This is a genomic window from Cyclobacterium sediminis, assembly GCF_054781075.1.
Genome location: NZ_BAAGVC010000019.1, coordinates 117,545 through 139,440, shown reverse-complemented (window position 1 = coordinate 139,440; position 21,896 = coordinate 117,545). Strand labels below are relative to the sequence as shown.

15 protein-coding genes are annotated in these 21,896 nt (G+C 38.1%); 7 read left to right on the top strand and 8 right to left on the bottom strand.

The features are described from left to right. Positions 1 to 221 precede the first annotated feature (221 nt). The 4 genes from ACYVHJ_RS17215 to ACYVHJ_RS17200 all read left to right on the top strand — a co-directional run bounded on the left by ACYVHJ_RS17215 (position 222) and on the right by ACYVHJ_RS17200 (position 4,195). Positions 222 to 773: a hypothetical protein gene (locus ACYVHJ_RS17215; RefSeq protein ID WP_460517196.1), complete on the top strand. Its 552-nt coding sequence runs from the start codon at positions 222 to 224 to the stop codon at positions 771 to 773. A 1,572-nt stretch (positions 774 to 2,345) separates the two neighbouring features. Then, positions 2,346 to 2,579, top strand: a complete 234-nt coding sequence (locus ACYVHJ_RS17210; protein WP_020891694.1) for a hypothetical protein — start codon at positions 2,346 to 2,348, stop codon at positions 2,577 to 2,579. Further along, on the top strand, positions 2,564 to 2,860 hold the full coding sequence (locus ACYVHJ_RS17205) for a type II toxin-antitoxin system RelE/ParE family toxin (protein WP_460517192.1): 297 nt from the start codon (positions 2,564 to 2,566) through the stop codon (positions 2,858 to 2,860). Before ACYVHJ_RS17210 ends, ACYVHJ_RS17205 begins: the two co-directional genes overlap by 16 nt. A 555-nt stretch (positions 2,861 to 3,415) precedes the next feature. Further along, complete coding sequence (locus ACYVHJ_RS17200; protein WP_460517189.1) at positions 3,416 to 4,195, top strand: hypothetical protein; 780 nt, start codon at positions 3,416 to 3,418, stop codon at positions 4,193 to 4,195. A 19-nt stretch (positions 4,196 to 4,214) separates the two neighbouring features. On the opposite strand, the gene ACYVHJ_RS17195 is transcribed toward ACYVHJ_RS17200, so the two are convergent. From ACYVHJ_RS17195 to ACYVHJ_RS17175, 5 genes are all read right to left on the bottom strand, one after another. After that, positions 4,215 to 7,421: a CHAT domain-containing protein gene (locus ACYVHJ_RS17195; protein ID WP_460517186.1), complete on the bottom strand. Its 3,207-nt coding sequence runs from the start codon at positions 7,419 to 7,421 to the stop codon at positions 4,215 to 4,217. 5 nt (positions 7,422 to 7,426) lie between these two features. Beyond that, positions 7,427 to 8,152, bottom strand: a complete 726-nt coding sequence (locus ACYVHJ_RS17190; protein ID WP_460517183.1) for a tetratricopeptide repeat protein — start codon at positions 8,150 to 8,152, stop codon at positions 7,427 to 7,429. Next, the gene (locus ACYVHJ_RS17185; protein WP_460517179.1) at positions 8,145 to 8,714 is read right to left on the bottom strand and encodes an RNA polymerase sigma factor; all 570 of its coding nucleotides are present in this window, start codon (positions 8,712 to 8,714) and stop codon (positions 8,145 to 8,147) included. The genes ACYVHJ_RS17190 and ACYVHJ_RS17185 overlap by 8 nt, the downstream gene beginning before the upstream one ends. Before the next feature lie 93 nt (positions 8,715 to 8,807). Continuing rightward, entirely contained in the window at positions 8,808 to 10,997 is a 2,190-nt protein-coding gene (locus ACYVHJ_RS17180) for a hypothetical protein (RefSeq protein WP_460517176.1), read from the bottom strand. A gap of 86 nt (positions 10,998 to 11,083) precedes the next feature. After that, positions 11,084 to 12,295 (bottom strand): hypothetical protein, encoded by a 1,212-nt coding sequence (locus ACYVHJ_RS17175; RefSeq protein WP_460517173.1) that lies wholly within the window; start codon positions 12,293 to 12,295, stop codon positions 11,084 to 11,086. Positions 12,296 to 12,898: 603 nt separating this feature from the next. On the opposite strand from ACYVHJ_RS17175, the gene ACYVHJ_RS17170 reads away from it, so the two are divergent. From ACYVHJ_RS17170 to ACYVHJ_RS17160, 3 genes are all read left to right on the top strand, one after another. Next, a complete protein-coding gene (locus tag ACYVHJ_RS17170; RefSeq protein ID WP_460517170.1) occupies positions 12,899 to 14,038 on the top strand; it encodes a PKD domain-containing protein in 1,140 nt (379 codons plus the stop codon). A gap of 204 nt (positions 14,039 to 14,242) precedes the next feature. Continuing rightward, complete coding sequence (locus ACYVHJ_RS17165; RefSeq protein WP_460517167.1) at positions 14,243 to 14,488, top strand: DUF6364 family protein; 246 nt, start codon at positions 14,243 to 14,245, stop codon at positions 14,486 to 14,488. Next, positions 14,485 to 14,898: a type II toxin-antitoxin system VapC family toxin gene (locus ACYVHJ_RS17160; protein WP_460517164.1), complete on the top strand. Its 414-nt coding sequence runs from the start codon at positions 14,485 to 14,487 to the stop codon at positions 14,896 to 14,898. Before ACYVHJ_RS17165 ends, ACYVHJ_RS17160 begins: the two co-directional genes overlap by 4 nt. A 1,307-nt stretch (positions 14,899 to 16,205) precedes the next feature. Here the strand turns inward: ACYVHJ_RS17160 and ACYVHJ_RS17155 are convergent. The 3 genes from ACYVHJ_RS17155 to ACYVHJ_RS17145 are packed head-to-tail and all read right to left on the bottom strand — an operon-like array spanning position 16,206 to position 21,838. Then, a complete protein-coding gene (locus ACYVHJ_RS17155; RefSeq protein WP_460517161.1) occupies positions 16,206 to 16,649 on the bottom strand; it encodes a hypothetical protein in 444 nt (147 codons plus the stop codon). 37 nt (positions 16,650 to 16,686) lie between these two features. After that, positions 16,687 to 18,294 carry a RagB/SusD family nutrient uptake outer membrane protein gene (locus ACYVHJ_RS17150; RefSeq protein WP_460517158.1) on the bottom strand — a complete coding sequence of 536 codons (1,608 nt, stop codon included), beginning with the start codon at positions 18,292 to 18,294 and terminating at the stop codon, positions 16,687 to 16,689. Positions 18,295 to 18,313: 19 nt separating this feature from the next. Then, complete coding sequence (locus tag ACYVHJ_RS17145; protein ID WP_460517155.1) at positions 18,314 to 21,838, bottom strand: SusC/RagA family TonB-linked outer membrane protein; 3,525 nt, start codon at positions 21,836 to 21,838, stop codon at positions 18,314 to 18,316. Positions 21,839 to 21,896 lie beyond the last annotated feature (58 nt).

The following is a 21,896-nucleotide window of genomic DNA, read 5'->3' as shown; positions in this document are numbered from 1 at the left end:
TGACGCCATTCTAAATTTAGAGGGGTCAGCATCCGCCAGAATGGCATATAAAACACTCCTTTCTGGAACACTGCTTTAGGGGGTCAACATGCTCCGGAATATCCAACAATAGGGTTTTCTCCGAAACCAATGGTATAAAAAACCATGAAATAATGATAGCTGGAATTGCCCCCCTATTTTCCTTAGTACAAGGAGTTTTAGCTTATCAAGCTTCGAAAAAAATGGAATCATCTTCAATATCATTATTTGTTTTGTGGTTTGGAATAACTGGAATAATTACTTTTTTTGGATACTTAATGATAGCACCTTTAATCCCCATTGGAGATACAGGAAAAGTATTTTCTCTACTAAATATTCCATTGGTAATTCAGGTAATGGCTTCAATCATTGCTATAGTAATGGTTACCATAATATTGATGAAATCTGCAAAACAATTTGAAAGATATGCCATTGAAGATTTTGGCTCCGTAGAAGTCAATAGAAAAAAATGGTCGGTTTCTTTAATATTAATGCCCTTACTATTAAGCATCGTCCTTGTTACTCTTTTTCAATTTCCTATCCCACATATCCTAAGCATACTAGCCACCATTTGTATACCCTTTTCAATTATGGCTGTATTCGGCGCTTTTATTGGTAGCAAAGATAAATTAAGAAAAGATCCACAGGGAAATTCAATAAATCAGGACATTTCAATTTCTCTAATTTGTCTTTTTATTTTAGTAGGTATTCTAAATAGAATATTGGTCAATGGAATATCCTTAGTCAATAACTGAGCATTCTGACGGTTGACCTATCCATCCTTCGAGGCTTCGGCACCCTTCGACTCCGCTCAGGGGCCCACAGGTTCAGGGACCATGTTCAGGGTTCAAATCATAGTATTGGGAAGTAGGTTTATAAGGCGAATGATTTCCCCTCTTTTGTTTTATTAGCTGATTATGGCCACTTTTCTGATGGTTTAAGCGGAATTTTTAGGTTGTTTTTACCTTTTGGAAATACCTGACCCTATAATCTATTTGATCCTTACTGTTTTGCTTCTTAATCTTTAATCCAACCAAGCAGATCTAACCGGAAAATCTTTTTATTGCCATTACCAATAAAAAGGTGGTCTTTCCCTTAGATTCTTTGACCGAAACACTTAATTTGATAAATAATAAGGCTAAGTGGTTGATAGCATAGGTTATTACTCAAATCGGAGGCTAAACATTTATATATACAATTGTTGTGGTGCATTTAAGATGAGACAAATTATAATAATAACGATTTTCATTCTGTCCACTTTAAGTTGTGGGAGAGGTGATGGAAAAATTATGTCGACCGATGATAAGAATTGCGACTTCAAATTTGAAATTGATGAAGAAAGTGAAAACTCGTACAACTACGACAGTCAAACGGGGAATTTAAGAAAACTTATTGCTCTATTCAAAGAAGAGAATCTTTATGCAGACACAACTTTCTTTATTCCCAAAGCAAGTCTATGAGAATTAATGAAAATGTTTGAAACTTATAACATTTCTACCTATCCGAATGACTTTCGTCCAAAAAGTAACATCGCATTGATTCCTTCCCCCTCATATCATATAAAATTCACAAAGAACAATCAAGTGAAGGTAATAAATTGAACAATAAATACCATTACTTCTGAAAGTGAAGATGCTTTTAAATTGCGTGAAATATTAAATAAAATTGACAGCATTGTATTGTCAAGCAAAGAATTTATGGGATTACCTGAGCCGGAATATGAATGGTTATAAAATCAATATGCATCACAATGTTTTGAAAAATGTATTAAAATGCATTTGACATTTGCCGTTAGCCTGCCACGAAACAGAGGTAATCCGATAACTGTAAACCCTACCTAAATAATTTGCTGATCATTTAGAAGAGCTCCGACTGTGTGGGGTTCGCTGAAGCTCGGAATGCTCAAATGTCCAAGCTAAAATGCATAAGTGTGAAACCATAGTAACATCGAGAAATGTATCGGTAGCTGAGGAGCGTTTTGATCACGATTTTTCGGGAAAACCCTAGAACATTGCATAAATTAATAGCAATGTGAATTGCAATGGTCTACCGGAGTCATAGGAGGGAAGTGGTTGTAGATAGATTATATCTATTCTGGGTAGATGCAGGTGAAAAGCAAATAAAGAAGGCTATCGGTAAGCCAGATGAGGTAAAACCTTACTGTATATAACAGGCTATGGTTTGATCAAGGGAGCGTTGATAGTTTACATCTTATTATTATCTTTATAGGTACTAATAAAGTAGGCTATCAGGCGCTACTCTACTGAGCAAGCCTTACACTAGTGAATATTCTCCAACTTATTACAAAAAAATAAGTATCTTAGACTATGGTAACTGACGAACATAAAAATAGGCTTATCGAAAAAATTAAATCAATCCATGACAAGGATATCATTGATGAAATTTATAGACTTCTTAAGGTTGACTTTGACGATCCGGTTTATGTGACAAATGAAAAACAAAAAGCTGAAATTGCTGAAGCCAGAAAACAAATCGAAAAAGGAGAAGGAATTGATTCTGAAGAAGTTTTCAAAAATGTGCGTAAATGGCTAAAAAAATAAAATGGTCTCCTCTAGCCGAAAGGGAATTCAAAGAAATTATAGCGTATTGGACTAACCGAAACAAATCAGAATCCTTTAGTGAAAAATTAATTGGTTTGTTTGAGGACGCCACAGAGCTGATTGCCACTTTTCCAGAAATGGGTCGGTCAACGGACATTGAAAATGTTCGTCAGAAATTAGTCCGAGAATATTTAATCTTCTACGAGGTAGACGGAGAAATAATAAATATACTAACAGTTTGGGATCCAAGACAAAACCCTGACAAATTAGAGCTTCGGTAAATTGTGTAGAGACAGCTCAAAATATCACCTTGGATAAACGAGAACTCATAGTAGCTTCGAGAAGTGTAGCTGTAGAGCGTTTTGATATCGATATACGGGAAAATTCTGGGACAACCTAGGCCCCTTAGACCCTTCGCCACCCTTCGACCCTTCGGCACCCTTCGACTCCGCTCAGGGGCCGTGCTCAGGGACCATGTCCAGGGTTCAGATCATCGTATCGAGAATTAGGGTTACTATGAGGAATGATTTTCCCTCTTTTGTTTTATTAGCTGATTATGGCCGCTTTTCTATTGGTTTAAGCTTGTTTTTACCATTTTGGAAATACCTGATCCCGTAATCTATTTGATCCTTACTGTTTTGCTTCTTAATCTTTAATCCAACCAAGCAGATCTAACCGAAAATCATATACTGGTATTCTCAATCCTGATTATAGAATAGATTGGCTATAGCCAATTTTGGGTTGATGTGAGACATTGAATAAGCCTACCTGGAAAATTTTGATTAAATGTTTGATGACATTTTTGGTTTATTTCGATAAAAGGTAAAACAACCAATATGAAAAAAATAAAATACCTCTGCATTGTGCTAATTTTGTCCGGAGTACTAAGTTGTATTAATGACGAAAGTGAGATCGATAATTTACAAAATGTCCAGGCAGAATTTTGCAATAACTATTCAGGACCGGGCGCTGCTTATTGGAATATGGCCAACGGTATTTTCTTACCATTGAATGAAGTGCCCATAATTAAAAATCCAGGCGGCCGGGTCTCATTTGATGAACAGCCTCTTTTAAGTCTTGAATACCCGGTTGGGTACAATGGAACGGGTGTAAGAGATGCGCAAAACTTTCCAATAGGTATTGACATAAAACGTCTTGACAATAAGGTGTTTTTTCGTTGGATTCCTAATGTAAGTTTTTTTGGCGTTTCAGATTTTAATCAAATTATAGCCCAGGAAATCAATACAATGTTTGCAGAGGTGGGATTTAATCCGAGCAATGGGTTTGAACCGATTTGTTCTCGAAATGAAAGTCAAAATTTTGAAAGTTTATTGGTCAATTTTAATGGTAGAGTAATACAATTTGGAGAATTTACAGGGATTGTATGGGTGCGTTCTATAGTTGTTCCAGGCTTGGGAACAGTAAATTCTGCAATTCAAACATCTGTGGCACCTTCGACAGAGTTTGACGCACGTACCTTGGATACCTTCCTGCCTTTTAATTTTCAACTTTACGTCCGACCCGACGGTGGGGGCTTTATAGACAATGATGGGGATGGTAGCCCGGCACATTTAGATCCGGATGATAATGACCCGAATGTAAGACATCAAGGTTAGTACTAACAAGGCCCTCGGTTCAATGGGAACCGGAGGCCTTTCTTTTCCAAATTAAATAGAAAAGAGCAGCTGCCAATATTACCCCTATAATTATATACCAATAGTTATTCACTGGGGTTGATAGTTCAACGGGCAGGGTATCTCCCATTAAAATTAAACCGGCCCAATATTGTGGATGAAGTGTTCTTCCCTCCGCATGATCTAAATAATCCAACTTTGCATTTCTTAATGCCTCATCCTTGGGATGGCCATTTTCGAGATATTCATAAAAGCTATCCAAGATTTCAGCACTTGATTGCTCATCAATTTGCCAAAGACTGGTCAAGATACTTTTACTACCTGCGTAGTTGAAGGCGTGTGCCAAAGAAATCATCCCCTCGCCGGGCTGATAGCTCGGTTTACCTGTTTCACAGGCCGTTAGGATTGCCAGATTAGAATTTAGGTTTTGATTGTATATCTCATAGGTATACAGGTAATTATCATTGATAAGAGTTGCGTCGGAAATGTTCTTTGCAAAGATCAATCGCGAGAGCTCTGGGTTTACATTGTTTGATTCAGCATGGGTGCTGATATGTATGATCTTATGTTCGTTTGCAGTTTTGGTGAAAATGGTTTTGGATGCTTGCTGATTTAAAAATGACCTGCCCCCAAAACGGTTGGAGAATCTTTCCGCAATAGCGGCACTAAACGGTTGAGGTAATAAGGTTAGATAGGTTTTATCCATCTCGATGGAATCGGTAATGGCCATTTCATACGCTTTCTTCATCCCTTCACCAAAGGTAGGGGCGTAGGCAACAAAATCATCTTTGAAATCCAATGTCTTTCGATTTTCACCCAATAGAAGCAGGCTATAATTGTATGAAATATTATGTTTGCCCAAAAGGCTTTTGTTTGCAAGTTCTTTATAGGAATTTATTTTCTCCGAAGTAAGAAGTTCAAAATTTAGATTGAACAATTCTTGATCGGGCAATAGGATAATGTTTTCGGTTTCAATTTTATCTTGAATTGGTTCCCAAAGAGACTGATACAAAAGTGAGAAGCACTCAAAATTTTTAGAGTTGTTTGTTCGGTAATCCGATAGGGTGGCAATACAATCCAATGATAAATTGGAAGGTAAGGGGACCATCTCCATACTGTCTTTGGTTAGGATGAAGGCAACGAGGTCATTTTCAATGAAAAGATAGCGTATCGCAGTGCTCAACTCATCAATATTTTTCTGTAGATCTTCCAATGGTGTCAATACCGTGGCATATCGTAATTCATAATATTGGGGATAGTGGGTTTTTAATTTAAAAAGATAATTGTCCCACTCTTTTAATGTGGACTTCCAATCCTCTACATCAAATTGAGTTGCTTGTGCAGGGTCAAAAAAAGTATTGATTTTCTTCCGGAGTACATCTTCTTCCTCTCTGATATTTTCCGGAGTAAGCTTATGTTCTGTTAGATTGAGTCTTGTACGGATTCTTTGGTATATGGAAGATTCGTGAAGGTTGATTATTTTCTTCAAATATTCTTTCTCACCGGTCACATCAAACATTTTACGATATACCTTTTTACCAAAATCGAATAACGCTCGACTGTTTTCTAATAGTACATTGATATCGGCTTCATTGGTGATTAGCGATTTTTTTCTTTCGATTCTTTGAATGGCATTTTCTACAACGGCGGTAATTTCACCCAAACTCTCCACTGTTTTTAGGGTGTCCATTTCATATTGGGCTTTGGTTAGGTAAAGCAATAGTCTTAGTTGGTTTGGGCTAAAAAATTCTTCAGAAATTATACTGTTAAACGATTGACTCTTGTAAGATTCCAAAATTTGATTGCTCAGGGCGACGGTACCTTTATAATCTTTTTGATCAAAAATTATTTTGACCTTGGCTATTTGTACCTCATTTGCCAAATAACTATTTTCCCCATGTATGGAAATAACCTTGGTAAGGGTCTTGTTGACAATACGAATACCTTTCGTGTACTCGTTGAGGTTTGAATAGGATTTGGCCAGGTTAATATTGGCATAAACCTCATTTTGTGAAAAGCCCTGCTGGTTACTGTTTTTATAGGCTTCAAGGGTTTTATGGTAATAGTTTGCGGCTTCTTGGTAATTTCCTTTTTGAAAGGACAAGTCACCCAATACGCCGTAAAGGTTGGCCTGGTAAGAATAGTTTTCACCATTAATGGAGTTTAAGGAGCTTTCTGCCTCTTCTAAATAGCTCTCTGCCTCGTCTAGGTCACTGTTGTATAGTAAAGATTCGCCTACCATTAAGGCGGCACCGAAATACTGTATGGTGTTTTTTAGGAAGTGTTTTTTTGCATGGTAATAACCTAACAATGCAATTTTTTTTGCCTTTTCTTTTTCCCCTAAGTCGTAATAAAGACTACCCAAATTTCTATAGGCAATGGTAAGGTTTCCGTGCACTTTTTCCGTTAGGGGATGATTATTGGTCTTGTTCAAAAAAGCATTGTAATGGCCAATTGATTTTAGGGTGAACCGCATGGCATCATCAAAATTGCCCGAGGACTGTTTAACCATGAACCAATTGCCATAGATGGTTCCCGGAAGATAATCTGTTTGTTCCGGGTCATCGTCGGTCTTTCCCAAAGCATTGATAGCCTTTTCAAAATAGTAATTGGCACTGTCGGGTTTGGCATTAAAATGCATTAGCGCCCCTTTGTAATTGTATATTCGTGGTGCCAAAGGGAATCTTTCGGAATCATTTTCTCGCATTAAATCAAGCGCTTTGTCCGTATGCGCGATCAATGATCCAAAATCGCCCATTTTAAGGCCTAACTCGCTTAAATGAAATTCAGATTCCACCATGCGGTGGGCATCTCCCAATGCTTTGGCTAAACTGTTTGCTTCACTTAAAAATTTTTGCGCTTTTGATGGAGTTCCTTGATCTATGTAAAGAATCCCCATTCTTAAATTGGCCTCATAAGCTATTGGGTCTTTTAATTTTCTGGAATCAATCCGTGCATATAATTCCAAAGCTTTTTCAAAATCAGTTTCCGGATTTTGTAAGAATTCTATCTTTCCCAAAGGATAGATCAGATGTCCCAATATCAAATTTTTGGGATTGTCCATTTCTGCTTTGAGAATCGCTTGGGCATTTACGAACTCATTAACAGCGATAAGACTATCTATTTTTCTTAAGACCCCACCTTGTTGTGCGTTTGCATTCCAAAATAGTGCAATGCAAAGTAGAGTAATCCATGCATTCAACTTCATATATTTTATTTTTGGATTTTTTTCAGAAGCTCAACACTCTTTTCGTCTGCAACCATTTTTAAGTGTTTAATGGCTTCCTCAGTATTGTTGTTCTTTAATAGCCCAAGAGCCAAATAATAATGGGCATCTTTGCTAAAAACGGACCCATCAGCGTTCAAGGTGTTCTTAAAAAAATCAATGGCCTTATTGGAGTTCCCCTTAGCCAAATAAGCACTACCCAAGAAATAGTTTAAGGTATCACTATTCTGATCAGTAGGCAATAGCTTTTCCCATTTATTGATGGCGAGGTCGTAATTGCCCTGTTTATAATCAACCATTGCCTCATAAAAGGCATAATTGTCATTGGTGCCCATAACAGTGGGAAGACCTGGATCAACTGTGAAATAACTTTGGAAAAGCTTCTCGTTGGGACTTTGTTTGTTAAAGAACCAAATACCGAATGATAACAATAGAACAATACTTGCAGCTATTTGGTACCAATAAAACTTGTGCTTTTTTGCACCTGATTCCCCTTTAGGATTATCGTGGAATATGTCCATCAAATTTCTCAGGCCTTCTTCCTCAATGGCAAGGAATAGGTCCTTAAACTCATCAAACTGTTTTTTGAGTACCGGATCACCATTTATTTTGTTATTGAACGCCTCTATTTCTTTAGAATCCATTTGGTCCAAAAGGATTCTTTCAAATTCTTCTTGCTGTTCTTGAGATATGTAATTGGGGTACTTATCCATTGTTTATTGTTTCCAAAGCCAATGCCCTTAGTTTTTCCATACATCGGTATTTTTTGTTTCTTACCGAGGCCGATCCAAGTTGAAGGTCCTTTGCGATTTCATCCATAGACTTGCGCTCAAAATAAAACTGGGTCAAAAGCTTTTTGCAAGAGGCACCAAGTTGTTTAAGAGCACCATGTAGTGCATTCAATTTTCTTTCTTCTTCATTTTCATCCCACTGCTCTTCGTTGTTGGACTGCATGGCCATGACTCCTTCATCAGAGACCGTTTTTTTAAATTGGGCTGAACGTAAATAATCGGTCCATTTATTTTTGGCTATGGTAAAAAGATAGGCTTCAAGATTACTACTTTCGTTTAGTTTTCCTTTTTTGACATTCCGCCAACAAGAAATAAAAGATTCTTGAAATACATCTTTGGCTTGAGCTTCATTACCATGGTTTTTAAAAACATGGTTCCTTAATTTTGGAAACATATTTTGATATACCTCTTGCATCACCTTCTGGTCATTGTTTTTAAAAGCGGTAACTAGCTGGATGTTGGTCTTTTCTAAGGTGTTCCCCATACTTCTTTTGAAAGTATGGGGAATTTACAACATTTTTTTTTCTTTTAGAAATTATAAAAATAAAGCATATTCTATGGCAAGTGAGCGCATCTATTACTTAAATATTGGTGTAATTTCTATTTTCACCGGTTCCACCTTTATGTTTCGAACAAATTCATTTGCTCGAGCTTCAGCTGTAGCCTTATCGCAACTTTGAAAAATCACAATGCTTCCTACACCTGTTTTAAATCGCAATGTTCCATTTCCTAAATCTTCCAATTGGCTTTCATCAAGAACTCTTTCTTGGTTCACCACTCCATTACTGGAGCTAATGATTCCTTTATATCCGGAAGCGCCTTCTACAGCAGCAAAATCAGCAGTATAAGGAATGGGACTAAAAGCCTGATAACCTATGTTATTGGGACAGCCTGAGTTTGGGATTTCTCTTAAGTTTGATTGCCTTGTGAAGGACACGGTAAAAGACGCACAACCTTTCTTGTTGTTCATGCTCATAGTGTCTCGTCCTGCCTCTGATAATTCCCCGGTTTTTTTATTGCGTAGGTAAAGAATGACAGTTACTGTTTCTTTATTGTCACCACTCCCTAATTTGGATTCTAGTGCGGTACTGATATAGGACACATAATTTGTTTTTGTAATAATGGATGGCCCAAAATTGTTGGGGTCATTTTTAATATCCTGAAGTCTTCCTCCATACTCGTTGGATGTGCTCCAATGAAATTCAAATTCTTCCAGATCCGGTTCAAAATCCGTAATTGCGGTTACCCTAAGCTCAGTGGCCTGCCCCAAACAGAGTTCAATATTGTCCTGTTGCATCTCTACTACCGCATCTATTGATTTAACATTCCAGCTTTCAAAATTAAAGGCCGTAGTGCGTAGCCCACCGAAATTGGGATAATAATTGGTTGCTTTTATGTTCCTATCTACGACTTCAATTATTGCTTTAGTTCGTTGGTAACCCGTTTCTATTAACTCATGATCTTGAATAAAAGAATGGGGAAATTCACCCTTATCGGACACTATAGTGTATACGTCTTTCAAAATGGTACGCAAATCATTGCTTAACCTTATATCTTTATACAAAGCTGGAAGGAAAATGTTCGTTGCTTCCTTGAATTTGTTGTCCACCACTTCTTTAATTACTTCGGGATATTGCTCAAGAACGGGGAAAACAGCATTGAACAATTCAATTTCTTTATCACTACCAAATGGTGGCAGTAATGATTTATTACCACTAATATCAAGTAGCGTAGGTAAAAAATAGTCGATAACATAGGTTTTCTTATTGATGTCTGCATAACTATTGCGTTCTTCCTCAGTCATTTTTCTTGTCTCAGGGTTGGCTTTACCAGCACCAATAACAACCACTTCATATTCTGCCACAAATTCAGATTCCGGGCTGACAGGTAATAAAATCGGGTCTGTTTTTATTATGTTTTCAATGGATGCTTGTTGTGCATTTATTTGCTGCACCGAATTGCTCAATTCCAACGATTCTATTTTGTTGGTCTTGCCAGTTTGCAATTCAAAACGCTTAAAAGCCCTAGAGGTGTAATTTGAAATATCGATAATGCCACCGTTTCTATCCGTATAACTCTTTTTGTAAATAATAACGTTAGACCTTCTGGGTAAAGCATTTTCTAAAATAATACGGGTTGAATCAATATTGGATAGTGTTACACCGCTTTTGGTACTTTTATCCAAAATAAGAATACGTTCTTTTATTTGAGTTGAACCATTTGGGAGTAATTGGTCTATAAAGTTTTGTAAGATTTGTTCATAACTACCTTGACTATAGAAGAGGGTATTACTCCTAAACAACGATTGCAATTCTTCTACAAATTTTGAAAAACCCGAACTTTGCCCTATGCTATTTAAAAAGGCGCTTTTTGCGTTATCTGGCAATAGATAATAACCTAGCCCATAATAGAGAATAACCTCGGCGGTAGTTTCAATCGATAATTCTTTTCTTTCGTCAGAAATGAATCCGGCGAGCAATACATTATTATCCGCATCCAGTAGGTAGCCAATCTCTATTGTTTGGCTGTTGAAAGGCACTTTTCCAGTTCCATTCTTATTTATATCAGCATATGCACCTAGTGAAACCAAGGTGCTCTTTGATAGATTTACATTAGATTCATCGGGCAATACTATTTGAACATTTGTCCTATTTAAGGCCCCATTATCATCTTGCATAAATTCATCTGCATCATCCGTTGAAGTACAGGCTATCAGGATGCCAAAAAATAAAAGAGGCAATAAGAAGCTTTTGCTTAAAATTTTCATGTGTTAATAGGTCAAATGTGTATACTATTTCTCAATTAAACTTTTGATTTTATGCCTTTTCCCAAAACCTGATCTAAAGGTTTTAGTTAAAAGGCCTTTTCAACTTTTACCCATTCCCTATTTCCAAGGTCAATGCCTCCGTTAGGATTGTAGAATAGGTCATCATTTTTTATGTAGTTGCCCTCACTATCCATCCAATATTGAGTTGAACCTGCATTTACTTGATAATTTTTTCCGTCAAGTGGATTGAATACAGTTTCTTCTTCGTTGATCATATTGATAAAGTTTTGTTGAGACCGATCACTGCCAGAGCCAAAGGTTCGGTTCATGAAAGAAGCGTGGTTGGCATCTTGTGCGGCCCAAATCCCTCTCATTTTTTGTTGATGCGCATTAAATGCTGCTTGTCTGTTTTGCATATTTACCTGATGTTGTTGAGCGGCTTTTTGTGCGCGTAAATGATTTAACTGCGCAACATACTGTTTCCATTGCGGGTTTTCTTTAGCGTTGATTATGGCATTCTCCAAAGTTGAAATGGTTTCTGTAAAATATGCTTCATCAACGAACATATAGTCGGCACTGTACATCCATAGGGTCATGGTATCTATAAAACTCAATGGCTGCTGCATGTAAATTTTGCCTACTGTGACCAAAGCTTTTTGGCCTTTATTATTTCTCCAAACCGTTGATATCAGGTCTAATTGAACTTGGCCCCCACTTTCTGCTAATATTTTTTCCTGAAGGTGGTTTTCTAATTTTGGCAGTCTGATATTTTCTATAAACTGAAATCCACTGTTCTGCATTCGTGGTAATACTTCTTCTTCAATAATATTGTGATTACTTATCATTGGCCGGTGCAAGTTTGCGACACTAGCGTTTTTCATGAATTGATACGTTTGTGGATTTTGGTAAGAAATATGCACTTTTAAAGGCGTATTAAACGATTTCAGGTTATTAGGACCTTGAATCTGAGTCAAAAAAACAGGCAGTTTTTGATCTAAAGTATAAGTAGGTTTAGATATTACCTCCCAATCCGCTGGATAGTTTGAGCTACTTACCACAATACCAGTTCGGGCATCCCGAAATTGATGTGTCTCTAGTTTCTTTTTTTTAACCTTTTGGCTAAGTCCCAATTTGGGTTCAGTTTCAGAAAAATCAATTTTATCACCGGATTCAGTGGCGACCCCTTCTTTATATTCATCGTAGTAATCATCGTCTGTATTGGTTTGGGCTGAATTATTATTACCGCATGCAGTAACCAATATTAAAATAGTAATAAGGTGGATGGCGTAGGCTTTCATTTGATAATATTTAAAGGTTGTTTTACTTGTTATCGTTTGAAATTTAAAATGTCATCACTTTTGGTAACAATATGATGCAAATGATAGCTTAGGGGTTAATTTGTTTCAAAGAAATTAAGAGAACTTGGTTTGTTAAACCCGGATTATTTATAGAATTTCCAGTGTCGAAGAGAAGGCTTGTAACCGCAAGAAAGCCAAGGTATTTAGAGGTTTTAGCATAGCATTGCTATGGTGAAATTGAAAACCGCAGCGATTGGCTGATTTTGAAGGTGCGAGCATGAAATAAATTATTTATTACCTAATAGGACTTAATAAAAAAAAATGACCTGAGACTTAGAATCTTTGTCCGAAATCCTTAATTTGATAAATAATGACAATTCTAAGTTGTTGAGGAAGAGGCAGTAGATTGATAACCTAGAGACTAAATTATTGTAAGAATCCTTGTTTGGTATCAGTAGGAAACCGGGAAGTCACCCTAGCAATGTCTGGGAGTACATTTTTAGAAAATGATCAGGCCCAAGACACAATCAGGTATATTCTGAATTTGACGGGTTGCCAAATAAAAATAAATATCCTTATGCGTTCTAAAAGTTTTTTCGATATATGACCAATCTGAAAATTTGTCTATTGACCATATTCGCTGTTTTTTGTACTTCTTCGGTGAAGGCGCAATATGATTCAGCGAATGAGATCTCCGGAAATGAAAAACCATTCAAAATCTTTCAGTTCCCTAAAAATCAGATGCCCCGTATAGATGGAAAATCGGATGACTGGGAAATAGTGCCCAATTCGTATGAATATGGCAATGAAATGTTGAAGGATACAGAGGATGGATTGGGAAGTGCTATTGATCATACCAATGATTTGGATGTAAGCCTAAAAGTAGGTTGGGTAGAAGGTTTAAACAGGCTGTACTTTTTGTATGAAGCTACGGATGATTTTTGGGATTTTGGGAGGTTTAGTAATAAGGGATACCTCAATGATATTTTCGAAATAGTGATTGATGGCGACCTTTCCGGTGGTCCTTTTATTTATAACCCGGCTTATACTAAAGAAGACCTGAAGTGGGATAGCAAATCGGAGGTTTATTTAGAAAACCATTTCACTTTTAGTGGTGTCCATGCTCAAAATTACCATATCTATACCCCGCCTGTGAATAACGCATGGGTTTTGATTTGGGGCAATCAACATTGGATAGGTGATTTCCCTCAATCAAATTATGCTTATGATTACAATTTTGAACCCGGGGATGGAGGAAAGCTCGTTTTGGAATTTTGGGTTACACCTTATGATTATGCCCCATATGAAGGCCCTGAAAAGGCCATTGAATCGGAACTCATTGAGGGCGGTAGCATTGGGCTTTCCTGGTCGATATTGGATTTTGACGGTGGAGAAAGAGAAGGCCATTTCAATTTATCCCATGACGTACGGATGGTAAAAGACGCAAGCTTCCTACGCAAGTTTAAATTGATGCCAATAGAAAGTGAATTAAGGGATTTGATCAAGGTAGATTGGTCCTTTGAAGTAATAGATATGGAAAAGAAGCGTGTAGCCTTCAGAGATGAATCACAAGGAGAGATTTTGAAATGGGAATGGGATTTTGGGGATGGAAATTACTCGAATGAACAACATCCGATCCATCAATTCAAAGAAAAAGGAATTCACAAAGTGGTGACCTTAACGGTAGAAGGGCCTGCCGGTAAATCTAAGCACACGAAGTACTGGGAAGTAATGATTAGATAAATCCTGTTTTGAAGAAAAGGAATAACCGAAGAAAAAGTAATAAAATAACCGCTTTTCAAACATCCGGTCCTGTACAAAAATTTGTACCATAGGTAGTTTGAAAGCCTTTTCGACCCTAATCAAAAGCTTGGCCATAAGCAATATGATTTAAATACTATTGACTATACGTAACATATTATTAAATTTGTACGTAAAATAAATGTTATGGATAAAAAATTAACCTTAAGTCTAGATCAAACAATTATAGAAAGTGCGAAAAATTATGCCAAAACCAATAATATTAGTTTATCAAAACTTATCGAATCCTATTTGGCGACACTCACCAAAAGTAAAAGAAATTCAACGGACATAACTCCTCTAGTTGAAAGTTTAAGTGGTGTGATTTCCCTGGATAAAGAGGTTGATGTAAAAGATGCTTATACTGACTATTTAATAGAAAAATATAAATGAGCAGATTGCTGATAGATACAAACATCGTAATGGATTTACTTTCTAAAAGAGAAAATTTCTATGATGAAGCTGCTGATTTGTTTTCTCGTGCAGACAAAAAAGAATTGGAACTGACAATCTCCTCTTTGACATTTGCAAACACTAACTATATACTTTCAAAACTTAAATCCGCAAAGGAGGCGAGAGAAATATTAAGGAGGTTTAAAGTGCTTGTTGAATTGTTAAGTTTAGATGACAAAATTACGGAATTGGCTTTGAGTGATGAAGATTTCCTAGATTTTGAGGACGGATTACAATATTATTCTGCCATTGAAAACAACGTTGATATTATTATTACCCGTAACAAAAAAGACTTTAAAAATTCGAAAATTCCTGTATTTACTGCAAGGGAGTTTTTAGCTAGCAATTAAGCCTAGTAGCTAAGAATCTATAGAAATATTGATCAATTCGTCACTGAATCTTATAGATAAGGCTTAATACTGTCTTCTTAATTGCTACGTTTTTAAAATGTCAAGTCACGGAATGACGTTTTCCGGTCACTGAGCTTGTCGAAGTGTACCGATTTGACGAAGTTTTAGGTTTAATTAACATTAAGTAAATAAGGCAAACATTAAAACCAAGAACAAGACGTTTGGCTGGGTGTGTGACTTTAAATTTTAGCTGAAAAAATACACAGCGGTGGGGTTTTCTCCTGACTTGCTACGCATCAGGACAGGTTGTTTACTTTTTGGGCCCTGACCGCTACGCATCAGGGCAGGCCTGCAGCAAAAAAGTGACAGTTGTTTTAGTGAATGTCTTGGTGTAGTAAATACTGGTTTGTAATTTAACAATAATCACTTGGAAATTTCAAATCTTTACTAATTGTAAAGTACAAGAATTAATAGAACTGTCACTGGTTCAGCGCTGTCTGGTGAGTTTGGCTTTCTAAAGTGATTTTATCCCTGAAAGCAGAGGTTTTCCGTTCATTTCTTTTCTCCTGACTTGCTACGCATCAGGACAGGCATTGATGAAAAGAAACGAACCAAAGAAAAATCTAGCCAAAACTAAACTCCCGTCCGCAAGGCCCAACCCCGCCTCGTAGTTTTGGCCCGGCCCCCCGCCCTCAGTTTGTCGAGTACGTTAAAAATCGCCCATCATTAATCAATTTCCGCCTTGTAGATTTTCGGCGTTAAGAAATTTAAGTTGAGAAGGCAAGGGCACAGGCACTGTTTGACGAAGTTTTTGGTTTAGTTAACATTTAAAAAGCAACGGCAATATTAACACCAAAAACGAGGAGTTTGCCTGTGTGCGGGAGGCCTTAAATTTTAGTCGAAAAGATACTTAGCGGTGGGGTTTTCCCTGACTAGCTCTGCTTCAGGACAGGTTGCTTACTTTTTTGACCTATAGCAAAAAAGTAAAAATGGTCATAATCAATTACTTGGTATAGTAGAAACAGAAATGCTTTATTACATTGAACTGCTTGTAAAAATTATACATTTTACGGAAAGTAAAGCGTTTATTTCTTTTCCCCCTGAGTTACTTCACTTCAGGGCAGGACCATTATGAAAAAAAAAAGAAATCCTGCCAAAATATGGCAGGATCTCATTGGTAAGTCACCTAGTGTTATCAGCCTTTGCCTCTCATGACGATCTATTCACCATCAATATTGCGCTGATCAATAAGCCCTATTTTTCTAAGGGTGAAGGCAGTTCAATAAAACATAAATTCTTGTATTGAACTATGGTTCAAGCGTGATCGAGATGATCCCTGAATCGGTATCTCCTGAAAACACTATTGTAACCACATCGCCTACATTATTCAAACCAGCTTCCTCCTTTGTATAGGTGACGGAAGTGGTGAAATCACCGCCAACTGTCACCTCTTTCAAAGATCCTTCTAAAGGCAATAACTGTAAAGCCCCTTCAGGATCCCATGATGGCACCTGGTTTTTTAATACTTCTGCTTTCATCACATCTCCCGGTTTGGCATTTGGAAAGTAGGCATTTACTGTGAAGTCAGGATCTGATGCCGTCAGGCCATCTGATGTGACTTCAGAAATATCAGTAAAGATTACCTCCCCATTTTCATCATAAGGGATGTCAAAGTAGGGTTGCTCAGTACAACCCATCATTAGTACAAATGACACAATGAATGATATTGATAATATATTTTTAGTTTTCATATTTATTCAACTTTTTGATTACATGAACTCCTCAAGACTAATTTGTTTGCGTTGGCAAATACCCAAAATTCTGCTGAATAACTCCATTGTTGTTCATTTCATCTCCCGGTATTGGAGATAATAGATGCTGAGGAGTAAAAGCAAAGTTGAATATTCTTGCTTGATGACCAATGAAGTTGTCAATGCTTGATATTTCATTATCTCCATACACAATACATCTTCTTGTACGACGCTGATCCCAAAGCATTTTGTTTTCAAATACCAACTCCCAGGCCCGTTCACTGAGTATTTCTTTCAAGGTAATTGTCGCGCCATTTAGAGGAGCTAAACCGGCCCTTAGCCTTACTTCATTTATCCCTTTTTCTATTTCTGCAGGACTCTCACCCAATGCCCAGTTGACTTCTGTAAGCATTAATAAAATATCCGCATACCTATAATGTGACCAGTTCAGCCCGGACCCATTCACTGACTTTACTGCTGCTGCATCATAGTATTTGAACAAGTGAGGGGCAAACCGGATGGTGTCGGTAACATCATCGATATTGGTATCCCAGGTGAAAAACATACTTCTCTCCATAGCTCGTTCATCATTGGCAGCATACGAATCATAATAATGCTGAGCCGGAACAAATGAACCGTTCTCATCAGATTTCGAAATTTTAGTCAATAATGGTAAAGAAGGTTGCAAAATGCCATTGTTATAACCTGGTTGGGTGGAATACTGTACCTGGAATATGGCCTCTCCCTGATTATTCATAGATGGGTCATGCAAATCATCATAAGTGCCCAGGACATAATTACCGTATAGGGCATCAAGCTGGGTTTTCGCTTTTTGCAAAAATGCCGTCGCACTACCACCGCTCACGGGGTACTCCTGCATGGCCCAAGATCCTTCTCCGCACCAATCCTTACTAGGATCAGTCTCTACCTCCTGGTATGGATATCCGGAAACTGTAAGGTATACATCGGCTAAAATAGCTCTGACGACATCCTGTGTTACACGTCCATTGCTTGATTTACCGGCAGGTACCGCATTGAGTGCAAATTCAAGATCAGGAATAATTACCTCATCGTATATCTGCTTGAGACTGGTTCGAGGTAATGCTGCTTCATTTACATTGTCAAGCGGTGCGGTGATCATCACTGCATCGCCCCAGTACCGAACGATATTGAAATAATAAAATGCTCGTAAGGCACGAACTTCTCCCTGGTATTGAGCCAATAAGGCTTGCGGTAGGTCCACAGAAGGGAGCAAATCCAGGGCGAGGTTGGCATCCTGAACACCGGCATACCAATTGGCCCATTGATTATTGAAATTATCTAATAAGTTACCTGTAACTTGATTGGTAGCATATTTATCAAACTGGGCATGGGGCTCACTTGTAAATGCCCCGCCTGTAGGGAATTCTAAGGTGTTGGGCAAAATATTACCCCAATCTCTGGCACCGCCTGTCCAGGAGGAAAGCATTCTGTATGCACCAATGGCCAAAGGTTCTCCGAATTCTCTAGCCGTCAAATCTCCTTGAGCGGTAAGCTGATTAGTCGGTACTTCCTCCAAAAATTCCTCGCAACTACTTAGGGTAATAAAGCATGCCAATAAGAAAATTGCGGGTCTTATCACGATTTTAATATTATTGTATTTCATATTATTAGCTCTTTTTAGATTAGAAATTAACATTAACTCCTAAAATGAAATTTGTAGGATTAGGATATTGATATTTATCAATATTCTGAACATTAGATCGCCCTTTATCCAGCGAACTACCTTCAGGATCATACCCTTCCATCTCTATTGCCGTTAACAGGAAGAAGTTTTCCATAGAGTAGTAAACCCTCAAATTGCTAATACCTACTAATTCAGAAAATGTGTAGCCTATCGAAGCTGCTTGTCCTCTGATAAATGCTGCATTATAAATTTCGTGGGTATCAGTAAAGGAATCGTAACGCGCACCGGCATTACCCGCTCTAACCTGAGCTACTATTGTTCCCTCCTGATGGTCGGGACGCCAGGCGTCTAGAACCCTGTTTACCATACCTGACACAAATTGGCGGTCTTCAGCAGACTCATGTACAATGGCTTTGTCTACTCCACCGACAAACTGTATCGTAATGTTCGCATCAAAATTCCCATAAGTGAATGAGTTGATAAACCCACCATACACTCTAGGATAGGAATTTCCAATAATATTACCATCGGAAATTAATTCGATTTTCCCGTCCTGATTTACGTCTTCAAACTTCAGGTCACCAGGTACCCTGCCATAGCGTGCAGCCAAAGCAGCTTCTTGTGTGCTGTATACACCCATACGGTTAAGCCCAAAGAAGGAACCTATTGGTTCTCCAACTCTATAAACTGAAGTAGCATTTCCTGCACCGGTATCAACAAAAACGTCGGCGTTATTAGGCCCTAATTTCAAAATCTTATTCCGATTGGCAGACACCGTCAAGCGGGAGCCCCATGTGAAGTTTGGCCTTTGAATATTGGTAGTTGCCAATCCAATTTCTACTCCCTTGTTTTCTACTTCTCCCAAGTTTACAAAAGCACTTCCGGGTGCACTTGATTGTGGCAATGGAAGATTAAACAACATGTCCCTAGTTGTTTTATGGTAGTAGTCAGCAACGATATTGAACCTGTCATTGAACAGGCTAAGGTCTATTCCAATGTCCCATTGAAAAGTAGTTTCCCATTTTAAGTCCGGATTACCTGTAGATCCCGGATAGAAACCTGATCTTAAGCCATCCCCAAACATCACATTCGTCGTGTTGATATACCTTTGGGTTACAAAACTTCCGATCTCCTGATTACCTGTCTCACCAGCACTGGCCCGAACCTTAAGGTTAGAGATTACCCTGTTATCTTTCAAAAACTCTTCATTGGAAATGGTCCAACCCAATCCAATTGATGGAAAGAATGTATATTTATTATTGGGGCCAAACTTTGAAGAACCATCCATACGCCCGGTTGCTGTCAACATGTATTTGTTATCAAAAGCATAGTTGACCCGTGCAAAGTATGAATTAAGAGCACTTCTTTGATTTGATGAATACACTTGAGGTGTATTGGCACCAGCATTTAAATTGTTAAAACCATAAAAGTTTGATGGGAAATTGGAAGCTCGCGCTTCAACCCAATCCATTTGAGTTTCCTGCCAGGAAAGGCCGAGTACACCGGAAAATGAATGCTTGTCAATTATTTTATCATAATTGAAATAGTTTTCATTTTGCCAGTAAAACCACCTTTGGTTGCTGCCTCTGGCATCTGAACTCCTCGTTCCCTGAAAATCTCCATTAAACCATCTACTATCCTCACTTCTGTTATCTATGGCAAAATTAGATTTAAAGCTTAAGTTGTCAGTAATTTGAGCGTTTAGTACTATGCCTCCAGTCAACTGCTGGTTAAGATAGTATCCTTCTCTCTGATCAGTTGTGTACACAATATTTCTCCAATTTTCTCCAACCGGAAAATCTCTACCGGTACTCCAGGTACCTGCATAGATACCAAATTCAGGATCATCCGGATATTTGGTGGGCAAGATTGGCCAGGTCTCGGAAACCGTACGAAGCTGATCATCGCCCCTGGTGTTTTTTGCCCTGGAATACAAAATATTGGTGCTTACGCCCAACCATTTATTCAATTCAATATCTGTTGTAAATCGTGCATTGGTACGCCTGTAATAAGATTGCATCAAAAGGCCATCCTGATCCGTATGCCCCAAAGCAAATGAGTATTTTGCAGTTGCAGTTCCACCACTCACATCAATATAATGATCTTGTGAAAAGGAGTTATCAAAAGCAATGTCCTCCCAGTTTGAATAATACCTGGGTTTGTAATAATTTCCATCATTCCCAACCAGGTCCATAAAATACTCTCCTTGTTGAACTTGTTCAAATAAATGTGGCATTTCTGACCAGGAAGCTCCTGTGCCCTTTCCTCCTCTGAAATCCTTAGATTTATCAAGGGTACCATATTTTGGAGTATTGGTAAAGGCTTGCTCATAGAGGTAGAAAAATTGGTCTGCAGTAACCGTATGGTTGTGGCGCTGCATTGTCCCTAAAGTTGCAGAGCCATTGTAATTTACTTTTACTTCGCCAACCTCCCCTCGTTTGGTGGTGATGATGATCACGCCATTTGCTCCTCGGGTACCGTAGATAGCAGTAGCTGATGCGTCTTTCAGGATATCCATTGATAAAATATCCTGTGGATTAATGTTTCTCAAAGCATTACTTACTCCAATAATCCCATCGACAACAAATAGTGGGTCACTGTTCGAATTAATCGAGTTTGTACCTCTGATACGAATGATAGGATTAGAACCCGGATACCCGGCCCCTTGTTTTACTACCTGAACACCTGAGACCTTGTTTTGCAATGCTTGGCCAATATTAACAACCGGCCTGTCTACGAGTTCTTTTGTTGATACACTGGCAACGGACCCTGTAAGATCACTTCTCCTTTGCGTACCGTAGCCAATCACCACCACTTCATCAAGGCCACTGATATCTTCAGTAAGGGTGACATTGATGACGGTCCTATTGCCTACCGTCTCACGGACTGATTCGAATCCGATAAAAGAAAAGTCCAATATGGCATTCCCATCGGCAACATTTATCTCATAACGTCCCTCTATATCCGTGACAGTACCATTTTGAGTACCGACAACACGTACATTTACTCCGGGGATACCCTCTGGGTCAGTTTCAGTAGTGACCTTTCCGCTTATAGTAATAAATCTAAGGGCAGGAGTGGAGTTGGATACCTGTGCTTTTTGAGCTTGATTCTCCCTTGCGGTAATTACAATATTTTTTTCATTTTTTACATACTGTAAATCGGTGTTTGCCAGAAGTAGATCCAGCGTAGTTTTGAGTGTTCTCTCTGACTTACTTAACGTTAGATTTTGATGCTTTTTGATTTGATCCAACTTATAGGAGAACTTATAAGGAGAGCTTTCGTTTATCTTTTTAAAGGCACTCAACAGGGATTCACCTTTGAGTTCTATACTGACAACGACATCCTCAAGATCCGGTAATTGATCGCTGGCCTTAGTAGCTGTAGTAGTAATCATTAATAGAAATACTAAAAAGCCGACTCCAAGCGTTTTAAAAGAAATTGCCAGTGATTGACAATTCATAGGATGAAGTCCATGATTTTCTAATAGGACACGACGCATCCTAGATAAGTAATATTTCATAGTTTTAGATTGGGTTTATTTAATGGAAAATGACTGAATCTATGCCTTTTATAAGGCA

Coding starts and splice junctions, on each gene's coding strand:
- ACYVHJ_RS17215 (WP_460517196.1), top strand. CDS start 222: ATGGAATCATCTTCAATATCATTATTTGTTTTGTGGTTTGGAATAACT.
- ACYVHJ_RS17210 (WP_020891694.1), top strand. CDS start 2,346: ATGGTAACTGACGAACATAAAAATAGGCTTATCGAAAAAATTAAATCA.
- ACYVHJ_RS17205 (WP_460517192.1), top strand. CDS start 2,564: ATGGCTAAAAAAATAAAATGGTCTCCTCTAGCCGAAAGGGAATTCAAA.
- ACYVHJ_RS17200 (WP_460517189.1), top strand. CDS start 3,416: ATGAAAAAAATAAAATACCTCTGCATTGTGCTAATTTTGTCCGGAGTA.
- ACYVHJ_RS17195 (WP_460517186.1), bottom strand. CDS start 7,421: ATGAAGTTGAATGCATGGATTACTCTACTTTGCATTGCACTATTTTGG.
- ACYVHJ_RS17190 (WP_460517183.1), bottom strand. CDS start 8,152: ATGGATAAGTACCCCAATTACATATCTCAAGAACAGCAAGAAGAATTT.
- ACYVHJ_RS17185 (WP_460517179.1), bottom strand. CDS start 8,714: ATGGGGAACACCTTAGAAAAGACCAACATCCAGCTAGTTACCGCTTTT.
- ACYVHJ_RS17180 (WP_460517176.1), bottom strand. CDS start 10,997: ATGAAAATTTTAAGCAAAAGCTTCTTATTGCCTCTTTTATTTTTTGGC.
- ACYVHJ_RS17175 (WP_460517173.1), bottom strand. CDS start 12,295: ATGAAAGCCTACGCCATCCACCTTATTACTATTTTAATATTGGTTACT.
- ACYVHJ_RS17170 (WP_460517170.1), top strand. CDS start 12,899: ATGACCAATCTGAAAATTTGTCTATTGACCATATTCGCTGTTTTTTGT.
- ACYVHJ_RS17165 (WP_460517167.1), top strand. CDS start 14,243: ATGGATAAAAAATTAACCTTAAGTCTAGATCAAACAATTATAGAAAGT.
- ACYVHJ_RS17160 (WP_460517164.1), top strand. CDS start 14,485: ATGAGCAGATTGCTGATAGATACAAACATCGTAATGGATTTACTTTCT.
- ACYVHJ_RS17155 (WP_460517161.1), bottom strand. CDS start 16,649: ATGAAAACTAAAAATATATTATCAATATCATTCATTGTGTCATTTGTA.
- ACYVHJ_RS17150 (WP_460517158.1), bottom strand. CDS start 18,294: ATGAAATACAATAATATTAAAATCGTGATAAGACCCGCAATTTTCTTA.
- ACYVHJ_RS17145 (WP_460517155.1), bottom strand. CDS start 21,838: ATGAAATATTACTTATCTAGGATGCGTCGTGTCCTATTAGAAAATCAT.